This is a genomic window from Aeromonas genomosp. paramedia, assembly GCF_023093515.1.
Classification (GTDB): Bacteria; Pseudomonadota; Gammaproteobacteria; order Enterobacterales; family Aeromonadaceae; genus Aeromonas.
On the sequence record NZ_JAAROG010000011.1, the window covers coordinates 160,012 to 177,311 of the forward strand.

The 17,300-nt window shown below is 62.7% G+C and carries 14 protein-coding genes; 4 read left to right on the forward strand and 10 right to left on the reverse strand.

Going from position 1 to position 17,300, the window contains the following annotated elements; all coding sequences use genetic code 11:
• Positions 1–13: 13 nt before the first annotated feature.
• From HB860_RS07265 to cmoM, 8 genes are all read right to left on the reverse strand, one after another.
• Positions 14–217: a hypothetical protein gene (locus HB860_RS07265; RefSeq protein WP_247626200.1), complete on the reverse strand. Its 204-nt coding sequence runs from the start codon at positions 215–217 to the stop codon at positions 14–16.
• Positions 202–669: a GNAT family N-acetyltransferase gene (locus HB860_RS07270; RefSeq protein ID WP_247626201.1), complete on the reverse strand. Its 468-nt coding sequence runs from the start codon at positions 667–669 to the stop codon at positions 202–204. Before HB860_RS07270 ends, HB860_RS07265 begins: the two co-directional genes overlap by 16 nt.
• Before the next feature lie 35 nt (positions 670–704).
• Positions 705–1,178, reverse strand: coding sequence for a cupin domain-containing protein (locus tag HB860_RS07275; RefSeq protein ID WP_247626202.1), 474 nt, complete (start codon positions 1,176–1,178; stop codon positions 705–707).
• Between the two features lie 177 nt (positions 1,179–1,355).
• Positions 1,356–1,754: a septal ring lytic transglycosylase RlpA family protein gene (locus HB860_RS07280; RefSeq protein WP_247626203.1), complete on the reverse strand. Its 399-nt coding sequence runs from the start codon at positions 1,752–1,754 to the stop codon at positions 1,356–1,358.
• Between the two features lie 132 nt (positions 1,755–1,886).
• Positions 1,887–6,314: a chromosome partition protein MukB gene (gene mukB / locus HB860_RS07285; protein WP_247626204.1), complete on the reverse strand. Its 4,428-nt coding sequence runs from the start codon at positions 6,312–6,314 to the stop codon at positions 1,887–1,889.
• Between the two features lie 45 nt (positions 6,315–6,359).
• Positions 6,360–7,097, reverse strand: a complete 738-nt coding sequence (gene mukE, locus HB860_RS07290) for a chromosome partition protein MukE (protein WP_139434340.1) — start codon at positions 7,095–7,097, stop codon at positions 6,360–6,362.
• Positions 7,078–8,397: a chromosome partition protein MukF gene (mukF, locus tag HB860_RS07295; RefSeq protein WP_202045826.1), complete on the reverse strand. Its 1,320-nt coding sequence runs from the start codon at positions 8,395–8,397 to the stop codon at positions 7,078–7,080. The genes mukE and mukF overlap by 20 nt, the downstream gene beginning before the upstream one ends.
• 139 nt (positions 8,398–8,536) lie before the next feature.
• Positions 8,537–9,313 carry a tRNA uridine 5-oxyacetic acid(34) methyltransferase CmoM gene (cmoM, locus tag HB860_RS07300; RefSeq protein ID WP_139434338.1) on the reverse strand — a complete coding sequence of 259 codons (777 nt, stop codon included), beginning with the start codon at positions 9,311–9,313 and terminating at the stop codon, positions 8,537–8,539.
• A 128-nt stretch (positions 9,314–9,441) separates the two neighbouring features.
• On the opposite strand from cmoM, the gene elyC reads away from it, so the two are divergent.
• From elyC to HB860_RS07320, 4 genes are all read left to right on the forward strand, one after another.
• On the forward strand, positions 9,442–10,212 hold the full coding sequence (gene elyC / locus HB860_RS07305; protein WP_247626205.1) for an envelope biogenesis factor ElyC: 771 nt from the start codon (positions 9,442–9,444) through the stop codon (positions 10,210–10,212).
• Positions 10,213–10,347: 135 nt separating this feature from the next.
• On the forward strand, positions 10,348–11,103 hold the full coding sequence (tpiA, locus tag HB860_RS07310) for a triose-phosphate isomerase (RefSeq protein ID WP_139434336.1): 756 nt from the start codon (positions 10,348–10,350) through the stop codon (positions 11,101–11,103).
• A gap of 142 nt (positions 11,104–11,245) precedes the next feature.
• On the forward strand, positions 11,246–12,217 hold the full coding sequence (gene pfkA / locus HB860_RS07315; RefSeq protein WP_005326082.1) for a 6-phosphofructokinase: 972 nt from the start codon (positions 11,246–11,248) through the stop codon (positions 12,215–12,217).
• Positions 12,218–13,555: 1,338 nt separating this feature from the next.
• The gene (locus tag HB860_RS07320; protein ID WP_247626206.1) at positions 13,556–14,812 is read left to right on the forward strand and encodes an amidohydrolase; all 1,257 of its coding nucleotides are present in this window, start codon (positions 13,556–13,558) and stop codon (positions 14,810–14,812) included.
• 72 nt (positions 14,813–14,884) lie between these two features.
• On the opposite strand, the gene yjjG is transcribed toward HB860_RS07320, so the two are convergent.
• The gene (gene yjjG, locus HB860_RS07325) at positions 14,885–15,565 is read right to left on the reverse strand and encodes a pyrimidine 5'-nucleotidase (RefSeq protein WP_202045828.1); all 681 of its coding nucleotides are present in this window, start codon (positions 15,563–15,565) and stop codon (positions 14,885–14,887) included.
• A 29-nt stretch (positions 15,566–15,594) separates the two neighbouring features.
• Positions 15,595–17,079, reverse strand: a complete 1,485-nt coding sequence (locus tag HB860_RS07330) for a M17 family metallopeptidase (RefSeq protein ID WP_247626207.1) — start codon at positions 17,077–17,079, stop codon at positions 15,595–15,597.
• Between the last annotated feature and the right edge of the window lie 221 nt (positions 17,080–17,300).

The following is a 17,300-nucleotide window of genomic DNA, read 5'->3' on the forward strand; positions in this document are numbered from 1 at the left end:
TGTTTCTCCACTGTCACATCATCAAGAGACCGGGAGGTGCCTGCCTTCTCATGGCAGCCGCCTCCCCCAACATGGCGCCCAGTGTAGGCATGGCGGTCAGGCCGATATAGATGGCCAGGATGGACAGAGTGTTCAACAGGGTGAACAAAGAGGCGGCGGCAGGGACAGATGCGCGGCCAGAGGCGAGCGCCTGGCTCACCGTCAGGGCCTGCTCCAACTCTGAACCCTGAAGTAATAGCTGGTGAAGGAGTGCCCGGAGAGTGTCGTCTTCTTCACCCTGGTGGCGCGCCTGACGAGGGATCTGTATGGGGGGCGGGTGCCCAGCAGATGAAAGACCACCTCCTGATGGCCCATGGTGCGCGCCCAGCCCATCATCTCGTGGAAGATGGCGAGCCCCCTGCCCCAACCCGCCCTGGCGATCACGATGGCAATCTCGACCCCCTCCTCATCGGGCTGGAGGCCGCACCACCCCACCAGGGCGCCATCGATGAGGACGGCGCGCACGCGGCAACCGGGCAGCGCGTCTATCTCCATCTTCTCATCCATCCAGGCCCGCACCCCGGCGGCATCGAAGGTGGGGTGGTCAATCAGGTGCTTTCGCAGCGTCTCGTCGTTGACCAGGGGCAGAAAATCCTCTGCGCGCACGTCACCAAAGGGGATGAATTTCATAGGCTTGTCATGCTTTCCCAAAGAGTAAGGAGTCCCTAATAGGGGGACCCGTCCTTGTGTCTGGCTACCCAGGCGCCATCGGCGCCCTGCACCAGGGCCAGATCGTCGTCAGGGTATTGGACTGTGTCCCCCGCCAGCCTGTCCCCCACCTCGAGATAGACCGCCTCCACCTCACCGTGGTTGAGCAACTGGTGGGCCAGGCCGTTGCCGCCCTTGAAGCCGATGCACTCCCCCGGCGACATCAGATACTCCTCCTCCCCATAGCGCAGGGTGGGGTTGCCCGAGAGCACATAGATGAACTCGTCCTGCAGACCGTGATGGTGTTTGAGCGCCGAGATGGCCCCCGGCGCCAGGGTCGTCAGGTTGACCCCAAGATTGGCGAGACCGAAGTGGTCCCCCAGCCAGCGCCGGGTGCGGTGCTTGACCAGGGAGGCAAAGGGCTCCGGATAGAGGGACCTGGCCTTGTTCTCCGGGATCTGTGTGGCCTGAATGGGCGTGCGGTTCGTCATCTCAACAACCTCCGTATTGGCGCCCTGGCGAGGGCAGCAAGAGATCAGCCGGGTGCCTGCCTGAGTGGCAGTCACGCAATCACACAGATACGGCTGAAGGCGGGAGGCTGTCAACGCCGAGATGCAAAGAGCGGGCTCCCGCCATCTCCCACTGTGCAATGGTCCGTCTGCAACCCCCTACAGCACCTCGACCTTGACCTTGATAAGACCGGATCGGGTGTTGCCTATGGTACTGAATGCAGCCCTTGAGAGATCGATCACTCGCCCCCTCGGGAAGTTGCCCCTGTCATTGACCCGCACCACCACGCTCTTGCCGTTGGCAAGGTTGGTCACCCTCACCATGGCGCCGAAGGGCAGCGTCATGTGGGCGGCGGTGTTGGCGCTCTTCTGGTAGGGCTCGCCGCTGGCGGTTTTCTTGTTGTGGTAGCGATCGGCATAGTAGGAGGCCAGCCCCGTCTGGGTATAACCCCGCCAGTTGCCCGCACTGCCTGCATCAGGCTGGCTGCTGCAGGCCGCAAGCAGCAGGCACAGGGAGGCCAGCAGCCCTCTTTGTACCTTGCCTCTCATATCTTCCATCGCCACTCTCATCATCACTTTCAGCACCAATCTGGATCCCGCGAACAGGGGCCTACTCTCTCATATTTCCCATGGAAAACGGGAGGCCCAAGCCTCCCGTTTGTGTGTTCACCCGTCAGTCTGTGTCAGGGATCAGGCGATGAGCTTGTCATCGGCGAAACCGAAGCCCCGCAGCCCCACCACATGCACGTGCTCGTGCTTGCCCTGCACCTTGCGGATGAGCTTGTAGGTGGTGCCCTTCTCGGGGCTGATGTTCTCCGGCGCCGCGATAAGCAGCTGCATGTCCTGCCGCTCGCACAGCTCGAACAGGGTGGCGATGGACTTGCCATCCAGGCGCGCCGCTTCGTCGAGGAACAGCAGACGGCAGGGGGCGATGTCCTTGCCGCGCAGGCGGCGGGACTCCTCCTCCCAGCTGATGAGCACCATCAAGAGGATGGCCTGACCGGTGCCGATCGCCTCGCCGGTGGAGAGGGCACCGCTCTCGGCACGCAGCCAGCCATCGGCACCGCGCTGTACCTCGATTTCGAGCTCCAGGTAGTTGCGGTAGTCCAGCAGCACGTCCCCCATCACCTGATAGTTGCGCTCCCCCTGCTCTATCTGCGGGTTCAGGCGCTGGAACAGCTTGGCCATGGCCTCGGAGAAGCTGAGCTCCTTGTCGGCGAACAGATCGTTGTGCATGGCACTCTGATCGGCGAGCGCGGTCAGCAGACGAGTGTGGGCCTCGCGGATATTGACGTTGAGGCGCACCCCGCGCACCAGGCCGAAGGCGATGTTCTGCAAGCCCTGGTTCAGTACCCGGATGCGGTTCTGCTCCCGGCGGATGATGTTGGTGATCTTGGCCGCCACCTCGTGGGAGGAGAGGGACAGGTGATTTTCCCGCTGCTTGAGCTCGTCCGCCAGACGGGCCAGCTCGATCTCCATCTCCTCGATGGCCTCCACCGGATCGTCCGAGCGGATGATGTCGTTGCGGATGCGATCTTTGAGGTAACGGTAGACCTGCACGTAGAAGGCAACCTTCTGCTCGGTGCTGCGGTTGCCCTCCGACAGTCGCAGCGCATCGCGCAGGGCCTCGTCGTGGGCCACGGCGACCCGCAGGGCGCCGAGGGCCTTGTCCGACATGGAGCGCAGCTCGTCGCTGTCTAAGTAAGCCAGCTCCCGCTTGTTGAGGCGCTTCTCGACGTCGGTCTCCCGCGCCAGACGCACCACCCGCGACCAGCTCGCCTTGTGGCCCACCAGGGATTTGCGGGCACCGAAGTAGTCTTTGCCTTCCAGCTTGAGACGCCCGCCGAGGGATTCGATCTCGCGCTTGGTCACCTGCAACTGGGCCTCGGCGCTGGTGCGACGGGAGCGGGTACGGATGAGCAGCTCTTCGATCTCCTTCTTGTGGGCGCGGGATTTCTCCTCCATGTCGTCCGACAGGGTGAGCCCCATGGCCCCCAGCTCCTGCTCGAACTCCGCCAGGGTCTGGCCCTTGGCCGAGGCGCTGGAATCGAGCGCCGTGCGCAGTTGCAGCGCCTCGGTGTGACGCAGGGCTATCTGCTTGTGCTGCTCGCCGGCGGTGCGGGCGGCAAGCTCCGCTATTTTAAGCTTCTCTTTGAGGCGCTCGCTCATCTCGGATGCCTTGCCGAGCAGGTCTTGTGCGTCCTGATAGGCAAAGTGCGGCAGCCGGGCCACCAGCTGATCCAGCGCGTAGGCGCGGCGCTTCTGCTCCGCCAGCAGGTCGCTCGCCTCGTCGAAGGCTGCCTGCAGGGCAGAGAGATCCTGGGGATCCTGGCGCAGCACCTGCACCAGGGTCTCAAGCTTCTCCAGCCCCTTGCCATGCTGGGCCACAAAGGCTTCGGCGGTTTTAAGTGCCTCCACATCGGCGCGGGCCGCCTCGAGGCGGGCCGCCAGCTCTGTCTCGGCAAAGAGGTGGGCAAAGGGCAGCATCCCCTGCACCAGCTGGATATGGCGAGTCAGCTGGGCGGCGGCGGCCTTGGCCTCGGCCAGCTGCTTGTCGCACTCGGCCATGGTTTCTTGCAGCTTGCGCAGTTCGGCCTGCTTGGCCTGCACTTCGGCTTCCGGGTCCGGGCGGAAGGCGATATCCAGATGCTGGCCGATAAAGTCGCGGAAGTGGCCGTAGAGGCGGTGGTACTTCTGCTGCTCGAAGGCGGCCTTGGCGTAGCCCTCGATAAGATTTTCCCGCTCAAGGTCGAGCTGCTCGATCCGTTTTTCCCGGGCGGCGCGGCCAAAGAGCGGCAGCTCGGGGTAGCGGGAGAAGCGCACCTGACGCTTGCTGGTGCGCACCAGCACGGCGTCACCGAGCTCGTCCGCTTCCACCAGATCCTCGTCAAAGGAGTCGGGGTTGCCCTGAATGAGGTAGATATCCTCCGGGCAATCTTCCAGCTTTTTCAGCCGCTCGATGGCGCCTTCAAGGTCAAGCACCACCAGAGCGCTGCGAGCCGGGCCGTAAAGCGCGGAGTAGTAAGGGGCATCGTCGATGGAGATATCGTCATAGACATCGGAGAGCAGCACGCCCCCCACCTGCTCGGCGACGCGGGCCAGGCGCGGATCCGCCTCGCCAGCCCCCAGCTGCAGGTTGCGAATTTGCCGCTCCAGCGCCTGCTTCTGCCCCTGGATGCGGTTGCTCTCCTGCTCGAACTCCCGCTCCTTGTCGAGCACTGTCTGCATGCCGGCCGAGAGCGCCTCGGCAGTGTCCAAGGCCAAGCCACTTTGCTCGCGCAACTGCTCGAGTTTCTCGAACGACTTGAGCCAGCGCGGGGCCAGCTTGGTGAGATCGCTGATATCGCGGCCGAGCTGGGCGCCCTGATGCTCGAGGCTGGCGCGGCGCTGGTTCGCCTCCGCCTGCTGATCACTCAGCTCCTCCTGACGGGTGCGTTGGGCTTCCAGGAAGATCTCCAGCTCATCCTGACTGGCAATAAGCTGACCGGAAGCCTGCTGCAGCTCGTCGCGCAACTTGAAGAGCGCCTTCTGGCTGTCGCTCTCTTTCTCGAGGCGGGCCAGCGCGGCGCGCAGCCCCTGCCCCTGGGCAATGCGGGCTTTGTCTTCGATGTGACGCTTGAGTAGCGCCTGCGCCGTGGGCCAGGCCGCCTCGCGAGCGGTCTCGGGAGCAATGCTCAGCAGCAGTGTCAGCGCGGCCTGATGCTCGGCCACCGCCGCCTTGGCCAGCGCCAGTTGCTGCTCGGCCCCCAGCACCCGGCTGGTGAGGCTCTGCTCGGCGGCGCGGAACTGGTGCAGGGTGTCGCTCGCCTGCTCGGCGCTCAATCCCGGCAGCTCGCACTGCGTGCGGGCCGTCTCCAGCGCCTGCACCGCCTGGCGGTACTGGATGGCGCGGGTCTGCTGAATGTCCAGCGCCTGCTGATAGTCGGCGAGCTGGGTCTTGAGGCTGTCTACCTCTGCCTGGGCCAGCTCCTTGCGCTCCTCCATTTCCAGCAACTGGCCGTGGATCTCTTCCACCACCGCCTGCTGCTGCTCGAGCTTGTCGTTGAGCTCCCGCAGATCGGCGCGATACAGCTCTATCTTCTTTTGCAGCGCCACGGCGGCCATCACCTTGGCCAGGTGCTCGGCGGCGGACTCCAGCTCGTCGGTCAGGAGCTTCTCGCGGTTGGTGAGCTGATCCACCTCGTCCGCCAGATAGATGGCGCGCTGCTTCTCTTCCGCCAGCAGACGGCGTTTGCCGGCGAGCTCGGCACGGGCTTTGAGGGCCAGCTCGGAGAGACGGCTCTTCTCGGCGGCGCCCCGCACATACTCCGCCGCCACGTAGTGGGTGGTCTCGGTGATCAGGTTCTTGAACAGATCCCGCTGGCCCTGGGTCTCCTTGATGGCTTCCAGGGTGCGGCGGTTCTCGTAGATGGCCGCCTCCATGTCCTGGAACGCCTTGCGCACCCCGGAGTTCTCCGGCAACAGGTATTCCCGCAGGGAGCGGCTGATGGACGAAGAGATACCGCCATACAGCGAGGCCTCGATCAGGCGATAGAACTTGCCGCGATCCTTTTGATCACGCAATTTTTTGGGCGTGATGCCGAACTCGAACATGAAGTTGTGATAATCGGTCACCGTATTGAACTTGGCGACCTTGATGGCCCCCAGCTCGGCGGCGGCCCCCTTCAGATCGGCGAAGGCGCGCACCCGCCCCTTGCCGTCATGGAGTTTTTCCAGCAGCAGATCCGTGGGTTGCAGGCTGTCTGGCACGTCCACCAGGGCGAAGGGGGTGATGTTGACCTTGTTGTCCCGGTTCGCCACCTGCTCCAGGTGCACGCCGACCCAGATCCGCTGCTCGCGGCTGTTCATCACTTCCAGCAGCGAATAGCAGTGACCGCGCTGCAGCTTGCCGTAGAGCCCCTTGTCACGGGACGCGCTGGATGAGCCCGCCTCTGTGGTGTTGCGGAAGTGGAGCAGGGACTGATCCGGGATCAGGGCCGCGATAAAGGCCGCCATGGTGGTGGATTTGCCCGCGCCGTTGCCGCCGGACAGGGTGGTGACCAGCTGGTCGAGATCGAAGGTCCGGGCGAAGAAGCCGTTCCAGTTGACCATGGTCAGGGATTTGAATTTGCCTCTCACGCCGCACTCTCCATCAAACCGGCCGACGCCATCGGTGCCAGAACATTAACGTTGCAGATCATCTTCCACCTCCAGCTCCAGCTGCTCTTCGTCCAGATCCTCTTCAATATCCTCGAACAGCGAGTCGCTGCTCGGCATCTCGTCGTCGTGGAAGATGGCCTCCCCCTCCTGGATCATCCGCAGCTGCACGGCGCGGGGATCCTCGTCGGAACGCACATCGGCGGCGAAGCGGAACACGGATTCGTTGACCCGGAATTTGTCGCTGTTGCCAAGGGCGGTGATCATCCCGAGGCGCTTGAGACGGCGCATGGAGGTGCGGATCTTCTCGAGCAGCTTCTTCTTGTCGAGATCCGTGCCACCGGAGCGGCTGTTGACCATGCGCAGCAACTGCTTCTCGTCCGCCAGACTCAGCACCTCCTCCTGCAGCTCACCCATGGTGAAGACCCCTTCGGAGGCGAGGCGATCCGGGCTCAAATAGAGGTAGCAGAGCACCTTGCCCACCAGCATATCGAGCTCAGATAAAACGGTTGTTCCGATGTCGGCGCTCGGGCGCGGGCGCAGGTAGAAGAAGCCCTCAGGCGCCTTGATGAGCTCGACCTGATAGCGGCCGTAGAAGATCTCGAGCTCGCCATGGAACTCCACCAGGGCCGAATGCTGTTCGAAATCGTCGGCACTGATGTGGCGCCCCGAGCGCAGGGCGGTGTCGATGCGCGGAAACAAGGGGTTGGCGATGGCCTCTGCGAGCCGCAGGGGCAAGGGAAACTCAGAATTGATCAATGACATAGGCCTGAACCTTGGATCCAGCTTGGTTAATGGGTTTCCATGCGGGTTGGCGGTGCAGCTCGCGCTCACCGCTGGCATGGCCGAGGCGCACGGCCTGGTCTATCAGCAGACGCGCCACGTCGAAGTGGGCGTGGGCCGGGAAATCGAGCAGGTATTCTCGCAGCACGTCGGCGAGATCCAGTTGCTGCCCCTGCTCGGGATAGCGGGCCAGATAACGCTCGATGCGCTCCGCCAGCGCCTGGTTGATGTCCACCATCTCCATGAACTCCATCTCGAGGGGCACCTCGCCGGTCACCTCCTCGTCGTGGATGGCGATGGTTTCGTCCCGCAGCTCCAGGAGGCGCGGCTCCTCGGCGACTCTGAGCAAGAAGTTGTGCTGCTCGAAGTTGCGGATGGATTCCCGCAGCCGCTGGCTGAAGGCGCGGTTCTTGTCCATGTCGATGGCGTTGCGGATGAACTTGTGGACGTGCCTGTCATAGCGGGACCAGAGCTCGATGCACTGCTGACCCCAGGAGGTGATGACGTCGAGCCGCCCCTGCAGGGCATGGGTCAGCTCCTCGACGTGGAGGAGATCGTCGCGCCCCTGGGCCGCTTCCTGAATGTTGAGCAGCCCCGCCTGCAGGCGGTGGCCGGCGGCATCCAGGGTATCCTGCAGCTCGCGCAGGGTCTGGCCCGTCTCGCGCAGCAGCTTCTCGCAGCTGTGGATGGCGTCGATCCAGTTCTGGGTCAGCAGGGCCGCAATCTCGTTCTTGACCTGATTCTGCTGCTCGTCCATGGCGCGCTGGGTGAGATCGATGCGCCCCAGGGTCTCCTCCAGGGAGAAGGTGAGGCGCGGCAGCACTTCTGCGTCCCACTGCTCCCGGGTATTGGTCTCGAGCGCCGCCTCGCGGGCGGTGTCGAGCTCGGCCGCCAGGTGTTCGAGCAGGATGGAGAGCTTGATGGAGTCGACCTGGCGGTTCTCCATGAAGAAGTCGACGATGCCGACCCCGAGGCGCGACAGGCGATAGAGGCTCTCCCCCGCCACCATGTCGGTGGTGAAGCGCGACAGCAGCTGCTGGCGAATGAGATCGTTGATGGCGTTGTTGGCGCGACCCGAGAGGGTTTCGTCCATCTGGCCGAAGGCGCTGCTCACATAGCCGAAGGCGTCGTGCAGCGCGGCCTCCGAGAGATCAGACTCGTCCTCGGACAGCGTCTTGATCGCAATCAGAAAGGCCAGCCTGTCGGTGGGCAGATTCAAGGAGAGGCCCTCCTGTCTGACCCATCCCACCGTCTCTGGCAGGGTACGGGATGTACTCATCATGACGTTATCATCTCGTTGTTATAAACGGGGGTACCAGACCCCTCGTGGTGATTCGGACCCGGGGATGGGCAACCCCGGCGGCGGTATCCCGACCGCATAAACCCTTGCATCCCGGCCATTCAGGCCCCCATGACAGCCCTCAGCCGACCGGCTTCTGGGCCATCACATGGATGTAGCGCCCAAGGGAGACAAAGGGTTCCTGACGACAGTAGTGCTGCTCCATGGCCAGCAGATCGTCGAATTTCTCGACCTGCTCCTGCTTGTGGCGCATGTAGTCGTGAATGACCCGCACCCCTGTCTTGCCGATGATCTTGAGGCCCCCCCGGCCTATCCAGTCATAGACCTGTTCCGGCAACTGGGGGTTGGTGGGAGTCAGCGCAGTCTGACGCTTCTTGTTCAGCCCCTGGCGCACGTAGTCGAAATTGCCCACCACCAGGCTCTGGAACAAGAGGCCATGACGATTGTAAAAAAGCAGCGACAGTATGCCCCCTGCATTGACGAAAGGGAACAGACCGAGCAGGGTCTGGCGGGGCTCGGCGAGCCACTCCAGCACCGCATGACAGAGCACCAGATCAAAGGTGCCGGTCACATGGGCCTTGAGATCCTGAATGGGGCAATGGATGAGACGAATTCTGTCTTCCAGCCCCTTCTGGGCAATCTGCTCCCGGGCGAGATCCAGCATCTCTGCCGAGAGATCGCACAGCTCCACCTGGTGGCCCATGGCCGCCAGCTTCTGGGCGAAGTAGCCAAAACCACCGCCGGCATCCAGGATGCGCAGGGGCCGGTTGCCAAGGCGCGCCAGGCAGGCTTCGATGTCGCTCCACACCACGGCGGTGCGAATGCGCCCCTTGGTGGAGTCATAAATGTTGCGGGCGAACTTGTCGGCGCGCCCGTCAAAACTCTGATCTTGCTTCAAGACACACTCATCTTCGGCCGCCCCGCTGTTGAGGTTGAGGGAGAAACCACACAGGATTGGGCCACAGGAAAAAAGAGGGGTATTCTGTCACATCCCGGATCCGCTGAAAACTCAAGGACGACACCACAGTGTTTGAGCTTAAAAAATGGCTGGGCCAGTTGCTGATGCCGCTGCCCTTCTCCCTCTCCTTATTACTGCTGGCGTTGCTGCTGCTCTGGTTCACCCGCTTTCAGAAGAGTGGCAAGCTGCTGGCGACCCTCTCCCTGGTGATCATCGCCCTGATGGGGATGAGGCCCGTCAGCTATGAGCTGGCACGCAGCCTGGAGCAGACCTATCCGCCCTTCGAGATAAACCAGCACCCGGATATAGAGGCCATCGTGGTGCTCGGCAACGGTCACGTGAGCGATCCGGCGGTGCCCGAGCGCGCCTGGCAGAACAACATAGCCCTCGCCAGAACTCTGGAGGGAGTGCGCCTCGCCCAGGCCTATCCAGAGGCCGAGCTGGTCTTCTCCGGTTATGTGTCGGGTGATCCCCTCTCCAATGCCGAGGTCAACGCCCGCATGGCGACCAGCCTCGGCATCCCCCGCGCCCGAATGACGTTGTTTGAAAACAACAAAGACACCCATGACGAGGCGGTCAGCATCAGCGCCCACCTCAAGGGCAAGCGGGTCGCCCTGGTGAGCTCGGCCACCCATCTGCCCAGGGCCATGGCCCTCTATCGCGGTCAGGGACTCGATGCGGTGCCGGCCCCCACCGACTACACCGCCAAGCAGAGCCAGGAGCCGCAGCCCCTCTACAGCTACCTGCCCAAGGGGCGTTATCTGATGTATTCCGAGGCTGCCATTCACGAGTGGATTGGGGTATGGTGGGCCCGTTTGCGGGGGCAGGTTAACGAATGAGCGATCGGTTCTTGCATTCCTGATTTGGATCAGGAAAGCGAAAAAAAATTACGTCATTTGCCGCCGGGTCAGCTATCTTGGGCTCGGTTCAATTCATATAATGTTGCGCAATCAAATGCCTAGGAGATTGAGAAGATGAGACAGCACCTGGTAATGGGTAACTGGAAACTGAACGGCACCAAAGCTTCTGTCGAAGCTCTGATCAAAGGACTGACCCCGGCTGCTGCCGCTCATCCTTCCGTGCAAGTCGCCGTCTGCCCGCCGGTTATCTTTTTGGGTCTGGTTGAACAGCTGACCGCTGGCAGCAAGATCGCTTACGGTGCCCAGAACGCCGACGTTCACGAGTCCGGCGCCTTCACCGGCGAGAACGCCCCCTCCATGCTCAAAGCCTTCGGTTGCACCTACTCCCTGGTCGGCCACAGCGAGCGTCGCACCCTGCACGCAGAGACCGACGACGTGGTGGCTGCCAAGTACGAAGCCATCCAGAAGGGCGGCCTGATCCCGGTACTGTGCATCGGTGAGACCCTGGAGCAGTTCGAAGCCGGCGTGACCAAAAACGTGGTCGAGACCCAGCTCAAAGCCGTCATCGACCGTTGCGGCATCGCCTCCTTCGCCAACGCTGTCGTGGCTTACGAGCCGGTATGGGCCATCGGCACCGGCAAGACTGCCACCCCGGAAATCGCGCAATCCGTTCACGCTCACATCCGTCAGTACCTGGCCGGTTTCGACGCCGCCGTGGCTGCCAAGGTACAGATCCTGTACGGTGGTTCCGTCACTGGCGCGACCGCTGCCGACCTGTTCGGTCAGCCGGACATCGACGGTGGCCTGGTGGGTGGTGCGTCCCTGAAAGTGGACGACTTCTCCCAGATCATCGCTGGCGCCGCCCAGTAAGTGACGCAAGAGAGGGGCCTGGCCCCTCTCTTGATATCGCTTTCCTATGGGGCCCCTTCTTCCATAGGAAAGCCGATATAGTAAAAACGGCTGGCCCCATTTTCAGATATTGATATTCGACAACTCAGATCCAGAGGCACTCATGACCAAACAAATCAAACGTATTGGTGTTTTGACCAGTGGTGGTGACGCACCGGGTATGAACGCAGCCATTCGCGCCGTGGTGCGCGCCGGTCTGCATCATGGCCTGGAAGTCTACGGCATCTATGATGGCTACCTCGGTCTGCATCAGGACAGGATCGTCAAGCTCGAGCGCCACAGCGTCTCCGACGTGGTCAATCGCGGTGGCACCTTCCTGGGCTCTGCCCGTTTCCCCGCGTTCAAGGACCCGAAAGTGCGCGCCGAAGCGATCGAGAACCTTAAAAAACACGGCATCGACGCCCTGGTGGTGATCGGCGGTGACGGCTCCTACATGGGCGCCAAGAAGCTGACCGAAGAGGGTTTCCCCTGCATCGGCCTGCCGGGCACCATAGACAACGACATCGCCGGTACCGACTTCACCATCGGCTTTGACACCGCCCTGAACGTGGTCGTCGACGCCATCGACCGCCTGCGCGACACCTGCAGCTCCCACCACCGCATCTCTGTGGTCGAGATCATGGGCCGCCACTGTGGCGATCTGGCCATGTCCGCCGCCGTTGCCGGTGGCGCCGAGTACGTGATCGTGCCGGAAGTGGCGTTTGACAAGGAGAAGCTGCTGCAACAGATCAAGGAAGGCGAAGCCAAAGGCAAGAAGCACGCCATCATCACCATCTGCGAGCACGTTACCGACGTCAACGCCCTGGCCAAGGACATCGAAGCCATGACAGGCCGCGAAACCCGCGCCACCATACTGGGTCACATCCAGCGTGGCGGCTCGCCGACCGCCCGCGATCGCATCATGTCCAGCCGCATGGGTGCCTTTGCCGTCGAGCAGCTGCTGGCCGGTCAGGGTGGCCGCTGCGTCGGTATCCAGGGCAACGAGATGGTGCACCACGACATCATCGACTGCATCGAGAACCTCAAGCGCCCGTTCGATCAGGAGCTGTACGATCTCTCCACCACCCTGTTCTAAGCCACTCGGCTTTTTACCGGCTGTGATGACAAAAACCCTCCGATGGAGGGTTTTTTTATGCCTGCCGGTTGTCATCAGCCCCCTGCTGACAGGCACAGGCCACCGCCTTCCAGCGCCATCCGTGTGCCAGCCTGCCGAACCGCCCCCTGTTGCGCTGCTGCCGGGTTAACGTGGCGATACAGGCGCTCCCTTTCGTTTCGCCGCACTCTACTGAGGTTTCTCCCTCTCCCGCAGACTCTTGCCCCTCCCCTTGCCCGCACTCTTTTGCGATCCTGGATGCTCTTCGGGCATGGCGCTTCGGCCTGAACTTGCACCCCACTCTCTCACCACAGCGCCTCTCAAGGCGACTCGCGCCCTGCATCCTCTGACAATGGGCGCCCCATGCCTGGGTCCCTGTCTCTGCGTGCCTGCCTCTGCGCTGTGATGCAAGCTCACCCCTACTGCCATGACGCCCCCCAAAAAGCGCGGCTCGGCGGGCGGGGCTGGGGGTCTTTTCCCAGCCGAATGTCTGCTTTTTTACCCTGTTTACCCCTGTGAATTGAAATTCTGCCTGAAGGTGATGACGATAAAGCACCGTCCCGACTGGGTTTACCCCATGGCGGGCAGATAAAAATGATGAGATGAAGGAAATGGCACTACCAGCTAACCAACCCATCATTGGCGACACTTTCAGGCGCACCACACTGCCATTTTTCGCCACAAAAGTTGATAATCACCAAAACAGCCTCGTACAAACCCCATCAAAAAACGCAAACGAAAAACCATAAGTAACTGTATATAAACAATATAGTGATAAATATCATGAGATGGAAATCCACCACCCCCTGAATGGGTGATAAAACGGCCACAAAATTACAAAAACATAGCACTACGACACCTACAACCTGTTTTTGCCACATAATTACATTTTTCATTGTTATCCCCTGTCATTGTGGTATCTTGGTCTCATCATCAGTCAGCCAAGGGAGACAAAATAATGAAAGAGTTCGTTGTTACCGCCGTTTTTACCGTGTTTTTCACTCTGGTTGCCGTCTCTCTGCCCTCGCTGGCACAGCTCTAAGGCGGTTAATCGGTCAGGCAGCTGCCTGGCCTGCGTCTTGATAGCGCCACCAGGCCGCAAAAACACCCGCAAAGGTGGACTTTTGAAGGCTTGCGCAGGAACAGGATGCCAGTCAGGAGTTATTGACCATCAGTGAGCATTTAACGACCTGATCGTCATGATCGCCGTTCTTGCAAGGGGAGCCTCAGTGCTCCCCTTGCCGCATCTGTCGCTGCGGGATTTACTCTTGCCCCCCTGCCCGTCACAATGTCCGCTGGATTTGCCATGCAGGAATCACCATGACTCAGGATGCTCTGCGCCACTGGCGCCGTGACCTTCACCGTCTCCCCGAAGCCGCCTGGTGTGAATTTCGCACCAGCGCCCTCATCGCCCACCACCTATCCGAACTCGGTTTTTCCGTCATGCTGGGGGACAAGCTGCTGGCCAGCAACCTCATCATGGGACGGGAGATAGACGTCGCAGCCCAGAAGGAGCGAGCCCTGCGTCAGGGGGCCCACCCCGACTGGCTGGCCCGCATCGACGAGATCACCGGTGTGATGGGGGTCTGGGACAGCGGCCGCCCCGGCCCCACCCTGGGCTTTCGCTTCGACATCGATGCGGTAGAGGTGGAGGAGAGCCGGGAGCCGGCGCACCAGCCCTGCCTGGAGGGGTGGCACTCCGCCAACCCCGGCTGGATGCACGCCTGCGCCCACGATGGTCACACCGCCATCGGGCTGGTGCTGGCCGAGCGGATCGGCGCCCTGGCCGAGCGGCTCAACGGCCGTATCAAGCTCTTCTTCCAGCCTGCCGAAGAGGGGTGTCGCGGCGGCAAGGCGCTGGCAGCAGGCGGTCAGCTCGATGATGTGGATGCCCTGCTGGCGCTGCACATCGGCATTCATGCCAACAGCGGCGAGCTGGTGATCAACCCCACCGAGTTTCTCTGCTCCACCAAGTTCGATGTGGAATTTATGGGGCGCGCCGCCCACGCGGGGCTCGAGCCCAACGCCGGCAGCAACGCCCTGGCGGCGGCCTGCATGGCCACCACCGCCATGCTCGGCATCGCCCGCCACCGGGACGGCATGACCCGCATCAACATAGGCCAGCTCAATGGGGGCAGTGGTCGCAACGTGATCCCGGGTCACGCCCGCCTGATGGGAGAGACCCGGGGCGCGACCCCGGCCCTCAACGACTACATGTTCGGCCAGGTGCAGCAGATAGTGGAAGGGGCCGCCATGATGCAGGGGGCCAGCTACCTCATTCGCAAGCAGGGGGAAGCCATCGGCATAGAGAACAGCCCGGCCCTGCTCGAGGAGATAGTGCCCCTGGCCGAGGCGCTCAAGCTGGAGACCATCCACACCCGCCGTTTCGGCGCCAGCGAGGATGCCGGTTTCCTCATCGAGCGGGTGCAGCAGCACGGCGGTGAGGCCGCCTACCTCATTCTGGGGGCCAATCTGGCGGCGCCTCACCACCATCCGGAGTTCGACTTCGACGAGGCCGTGCTGGCCCCCGGCGTCGCCCTGCTCGAGGCCTGGCTGCTCAGCCGCCTCGGCACCTGAGAACGCCAGCGATGAAAAAAGGCAGCCCGAGGGCTGCCTTTCTTGTCTTTGCGAAGTCGCCTGGCGCCGAGCTCAGCGTCCCAGCACTATGTCAGAGAGGTGGGCGAAGTGATGGATCTCGTGGGTCGCCTCGCAGGGCCCCTGCTGTCGGGCGGGGTTGTACCAGCAGGTCGCCAGCCCCTGGGCGGCGGCACCGGCGATGTCGGTCTTGGGGTTGTCCCCCACCATCAGCACCCGTGCCGGGCTCGGCTGCCCCATCAGATCCAGGGCGTGCTGGAAGATGGCGGCAGCCGGCTTGGTCACCTGCACCTCGTCGGAGATAACGAGGGGCTCAAACCACTCGTTCCAGCCCAGCTTGTCGAGGCGACCGCGCTGGGGCAGGCTGAAACCATTGGTGATGATCCCCATCCTGACCCGGCTCTTCAGGGCCAGCAGGGTCTGCTCCACCCCCTCCAGCGGCACGCTCAGGGCGATGATCTGCTGCAGGAAGGTGTCATTCATCGCCATGGGCGCCACGTTCACCTGCTCGGCAAACATCGAAAAACGGGTCTGCTGCAGTTGGGTGGCGTCTATCTCACCTGAGTTGTATTGCTGCCACAGCCTGTGGTTCAGCTCGTGATAGGCCGCCATCCTGGGGGGCGTCGGCGTCACGCCATAGATCTGCAGGGTGCGTTCCAGTGCCTGGGCGACCGGGAAATCGAGCAGGGTCTCGTCCAGATCGAACAGCACCCAGTCATAGCTTGCTTGTTTCACGCTTGTCCTTATTGGTTGTACTTGGCCATTCATGTGGCGGGCTCGGCCATGCCGAGCTGGCTGGCGAGCAGCGTCAGCGACAGCCTGACGCCAAACCCGGTCACTTCGCTGCCGACCACGCCGTTGCCCCCCTTGTTGCGAAAACCGCTCAGATCCAGGTGCAACCAGGGGGTCTGCCCGGGCACGAAGCGGCTGAGGAAGCGGGCTGCGTCGATGTGATCCGGCGAGCTACCCGGGGCGCACTGTAACAGATCGGCCCACTCGCTATCGAGGTTGTCGTCAAAATCCTCGTCCAGCGGGAAGGGCCAGATCCGTTCACCGCTCTGCTGTCCCAGGCGTATCAGCTCGGGAAGCCAGTCGGGGCGATTGGTGAAGGCGCCGCTGTAGCGGCTGCCGAGCGCCCGCTTGCAGGCACCGGTCAGGGTCGCGTAGTCGATCAGCAGATCTGGCTCCCCTTGGGCCGCGAGCGCCAAGGCATCCGCCAGCACCATGCGCCCCTCGGCGTCGGTGTCCACCACCTCTATGGTGGTGCCATTGAGGGCGGTCACCACCTCCCCCGGTCGGTAGGCTTTGGGGCCTATGTGGTTCTCGGCGATGGCGAGCCAGCAGTGCACCTCAACGGGCAACCTGGCCCGGCTGATGGCATGCAGGGTTCCGAGCGCCACCGCGCTGCCCCCCATGTCCAGGTGCATGCCATACATGCTGCCACCCACTTTCAGGTTATAGCCCCCGGAGTCGTGGCAGATCCCCTTGCCCACCAGCGCGATGCGGCGCACCGGATTGGCCGGGCAATAGCTGAGCCTGACGATGGCAGCCTGGTTGTCCTCCGAGCCCCTGGCCACCGCCAGGAAGGCGCCGGCACCGAGTTTGGCGAGGGCCGCCTCGTCGAACTCCTGACATTGCCAGCCCTCCTGTTGCGCCAGCTGCCGCGCGAAGGCACGGTAGCTGCCGGCATTGAGCTCTGAGGCGGGCAGCACGGCCAGGTGACGGGCCAGCCCGTTGCCCTGCGCCTCGGCCTCGATGCGGGCCAGGTCCAGGACGCAGGGGGGAGACAGGGTCAGGCTCTGATAGCCGATGGGCGCCTCGTCGGCGCGTTTGTGGGTGGGCAGCGGCACATCGGCCGCCAGCAGAGTGGCGAGCACCAGCTCGGCCAGCAGCGCCCGGGGCGCCTCATCAAAGCCCTCCAGGTGCAGCGCCAGTTGCGCCACCTTGAGACCCGCAAGGGGGGCTGTCCAGGTGCGGATCTGCTTGTAGAGCCGGTGATCCACAACGGGGGCCGAGTCCACGAAGATCACCAGCTGCAGACCCTGACCATCCGCCAGCCGGTAAGGGGCCGGCAGACCCAGGGCTATCTGGGACGCCACCCCGGCGAAGGCCGGTTGCGCCAGCAGGGCGTCGCGCCCGGTCTCGGCTACCAGCAGCAGTTTGACGGGAATGTCGCTCGCCATCACCTCGTTCAGGGTGGTGGTCTGCATGGTTATCTTGGGAGGAAGGTAGTTGAAAGGGTGCATCACAGGGAGAGGCCTCATCCATGAACAGAAGCCAGAATGATACCGAACAAATGGGACTATGGATCGCCACCACATAAATTAATGTGCTGGATCAGGCTGATACAGGCGAGGATCTGGAGTGATACAGGGAGGAGAAAAGAGAATAAGGTTGGTTGCGGGGGCCGGATTTGAACCGACGACCTTCGGGTTATGAGCCCGACGAGCTACCGAGCTGCTCCACCCCG

What these genes read in the sequence shown, in the direction of transcription:
- HB860_RS07270 (WP_247626201.1), bottom strand. Translation starts at nt 669, where the DNA reads ATGAAATTCATCCCCTTTGGTGACGTGCGCGCAGAGGATTTTCTGCCC.
- HB860_RS07275 (WP_247626202.1), bottom strand. Translation starts at nt 1,178, where the DNA reads ATGACGAACCGCACGCCCATTCAGGCCACACAGATCCCGGAGAACAAG.
- HB860_RS07280 (WP_247626203.1), bottom strand. Translation starts at nt 1,754, where the DNA reads ATGGAAGATATGAGAGGCAAGGTACAAAGAGGGCTGCTGGCCTCCCTG.
- mukE (WP_139434340.1), bottom strand. Translation starts at nt 7,097, where the DNA reads ATGTCATTGATCAATTCTGAGTTTCCCTTGCCCCTGCGGCTCGCAGAG.
- mukF (WP_202045826.1), bottom strand. Translation starts at nt 8,397, where the DNA reads ATGATGAGTACATCCCGTACCCTGCCAGAGACGGTGGGATGGGTCAGA.
- tpiA (WP_139434336.1), top strand. Translation starts at nt 10,348, where the DNA reads ATGAGACAGCACCTGGTAATGGGTAACTGGAAACTGAACGGCACCAAA.
- pfkA (WP_005326082.1), top strand. Translation starts at nt 11,246, where the DNA reads ATGACCAAACAAATCAAACGTATTGGTGTTTTGACCAGTGGTGGTGAC.
- HB860_RS07320 (WP_247626206.1), top strand. Translation starts at nt 13,556, where the DNA reads ATGACTCAGGATGCTCTGCGCCACTGGCGCCGTGACCTTCACCGTCTC.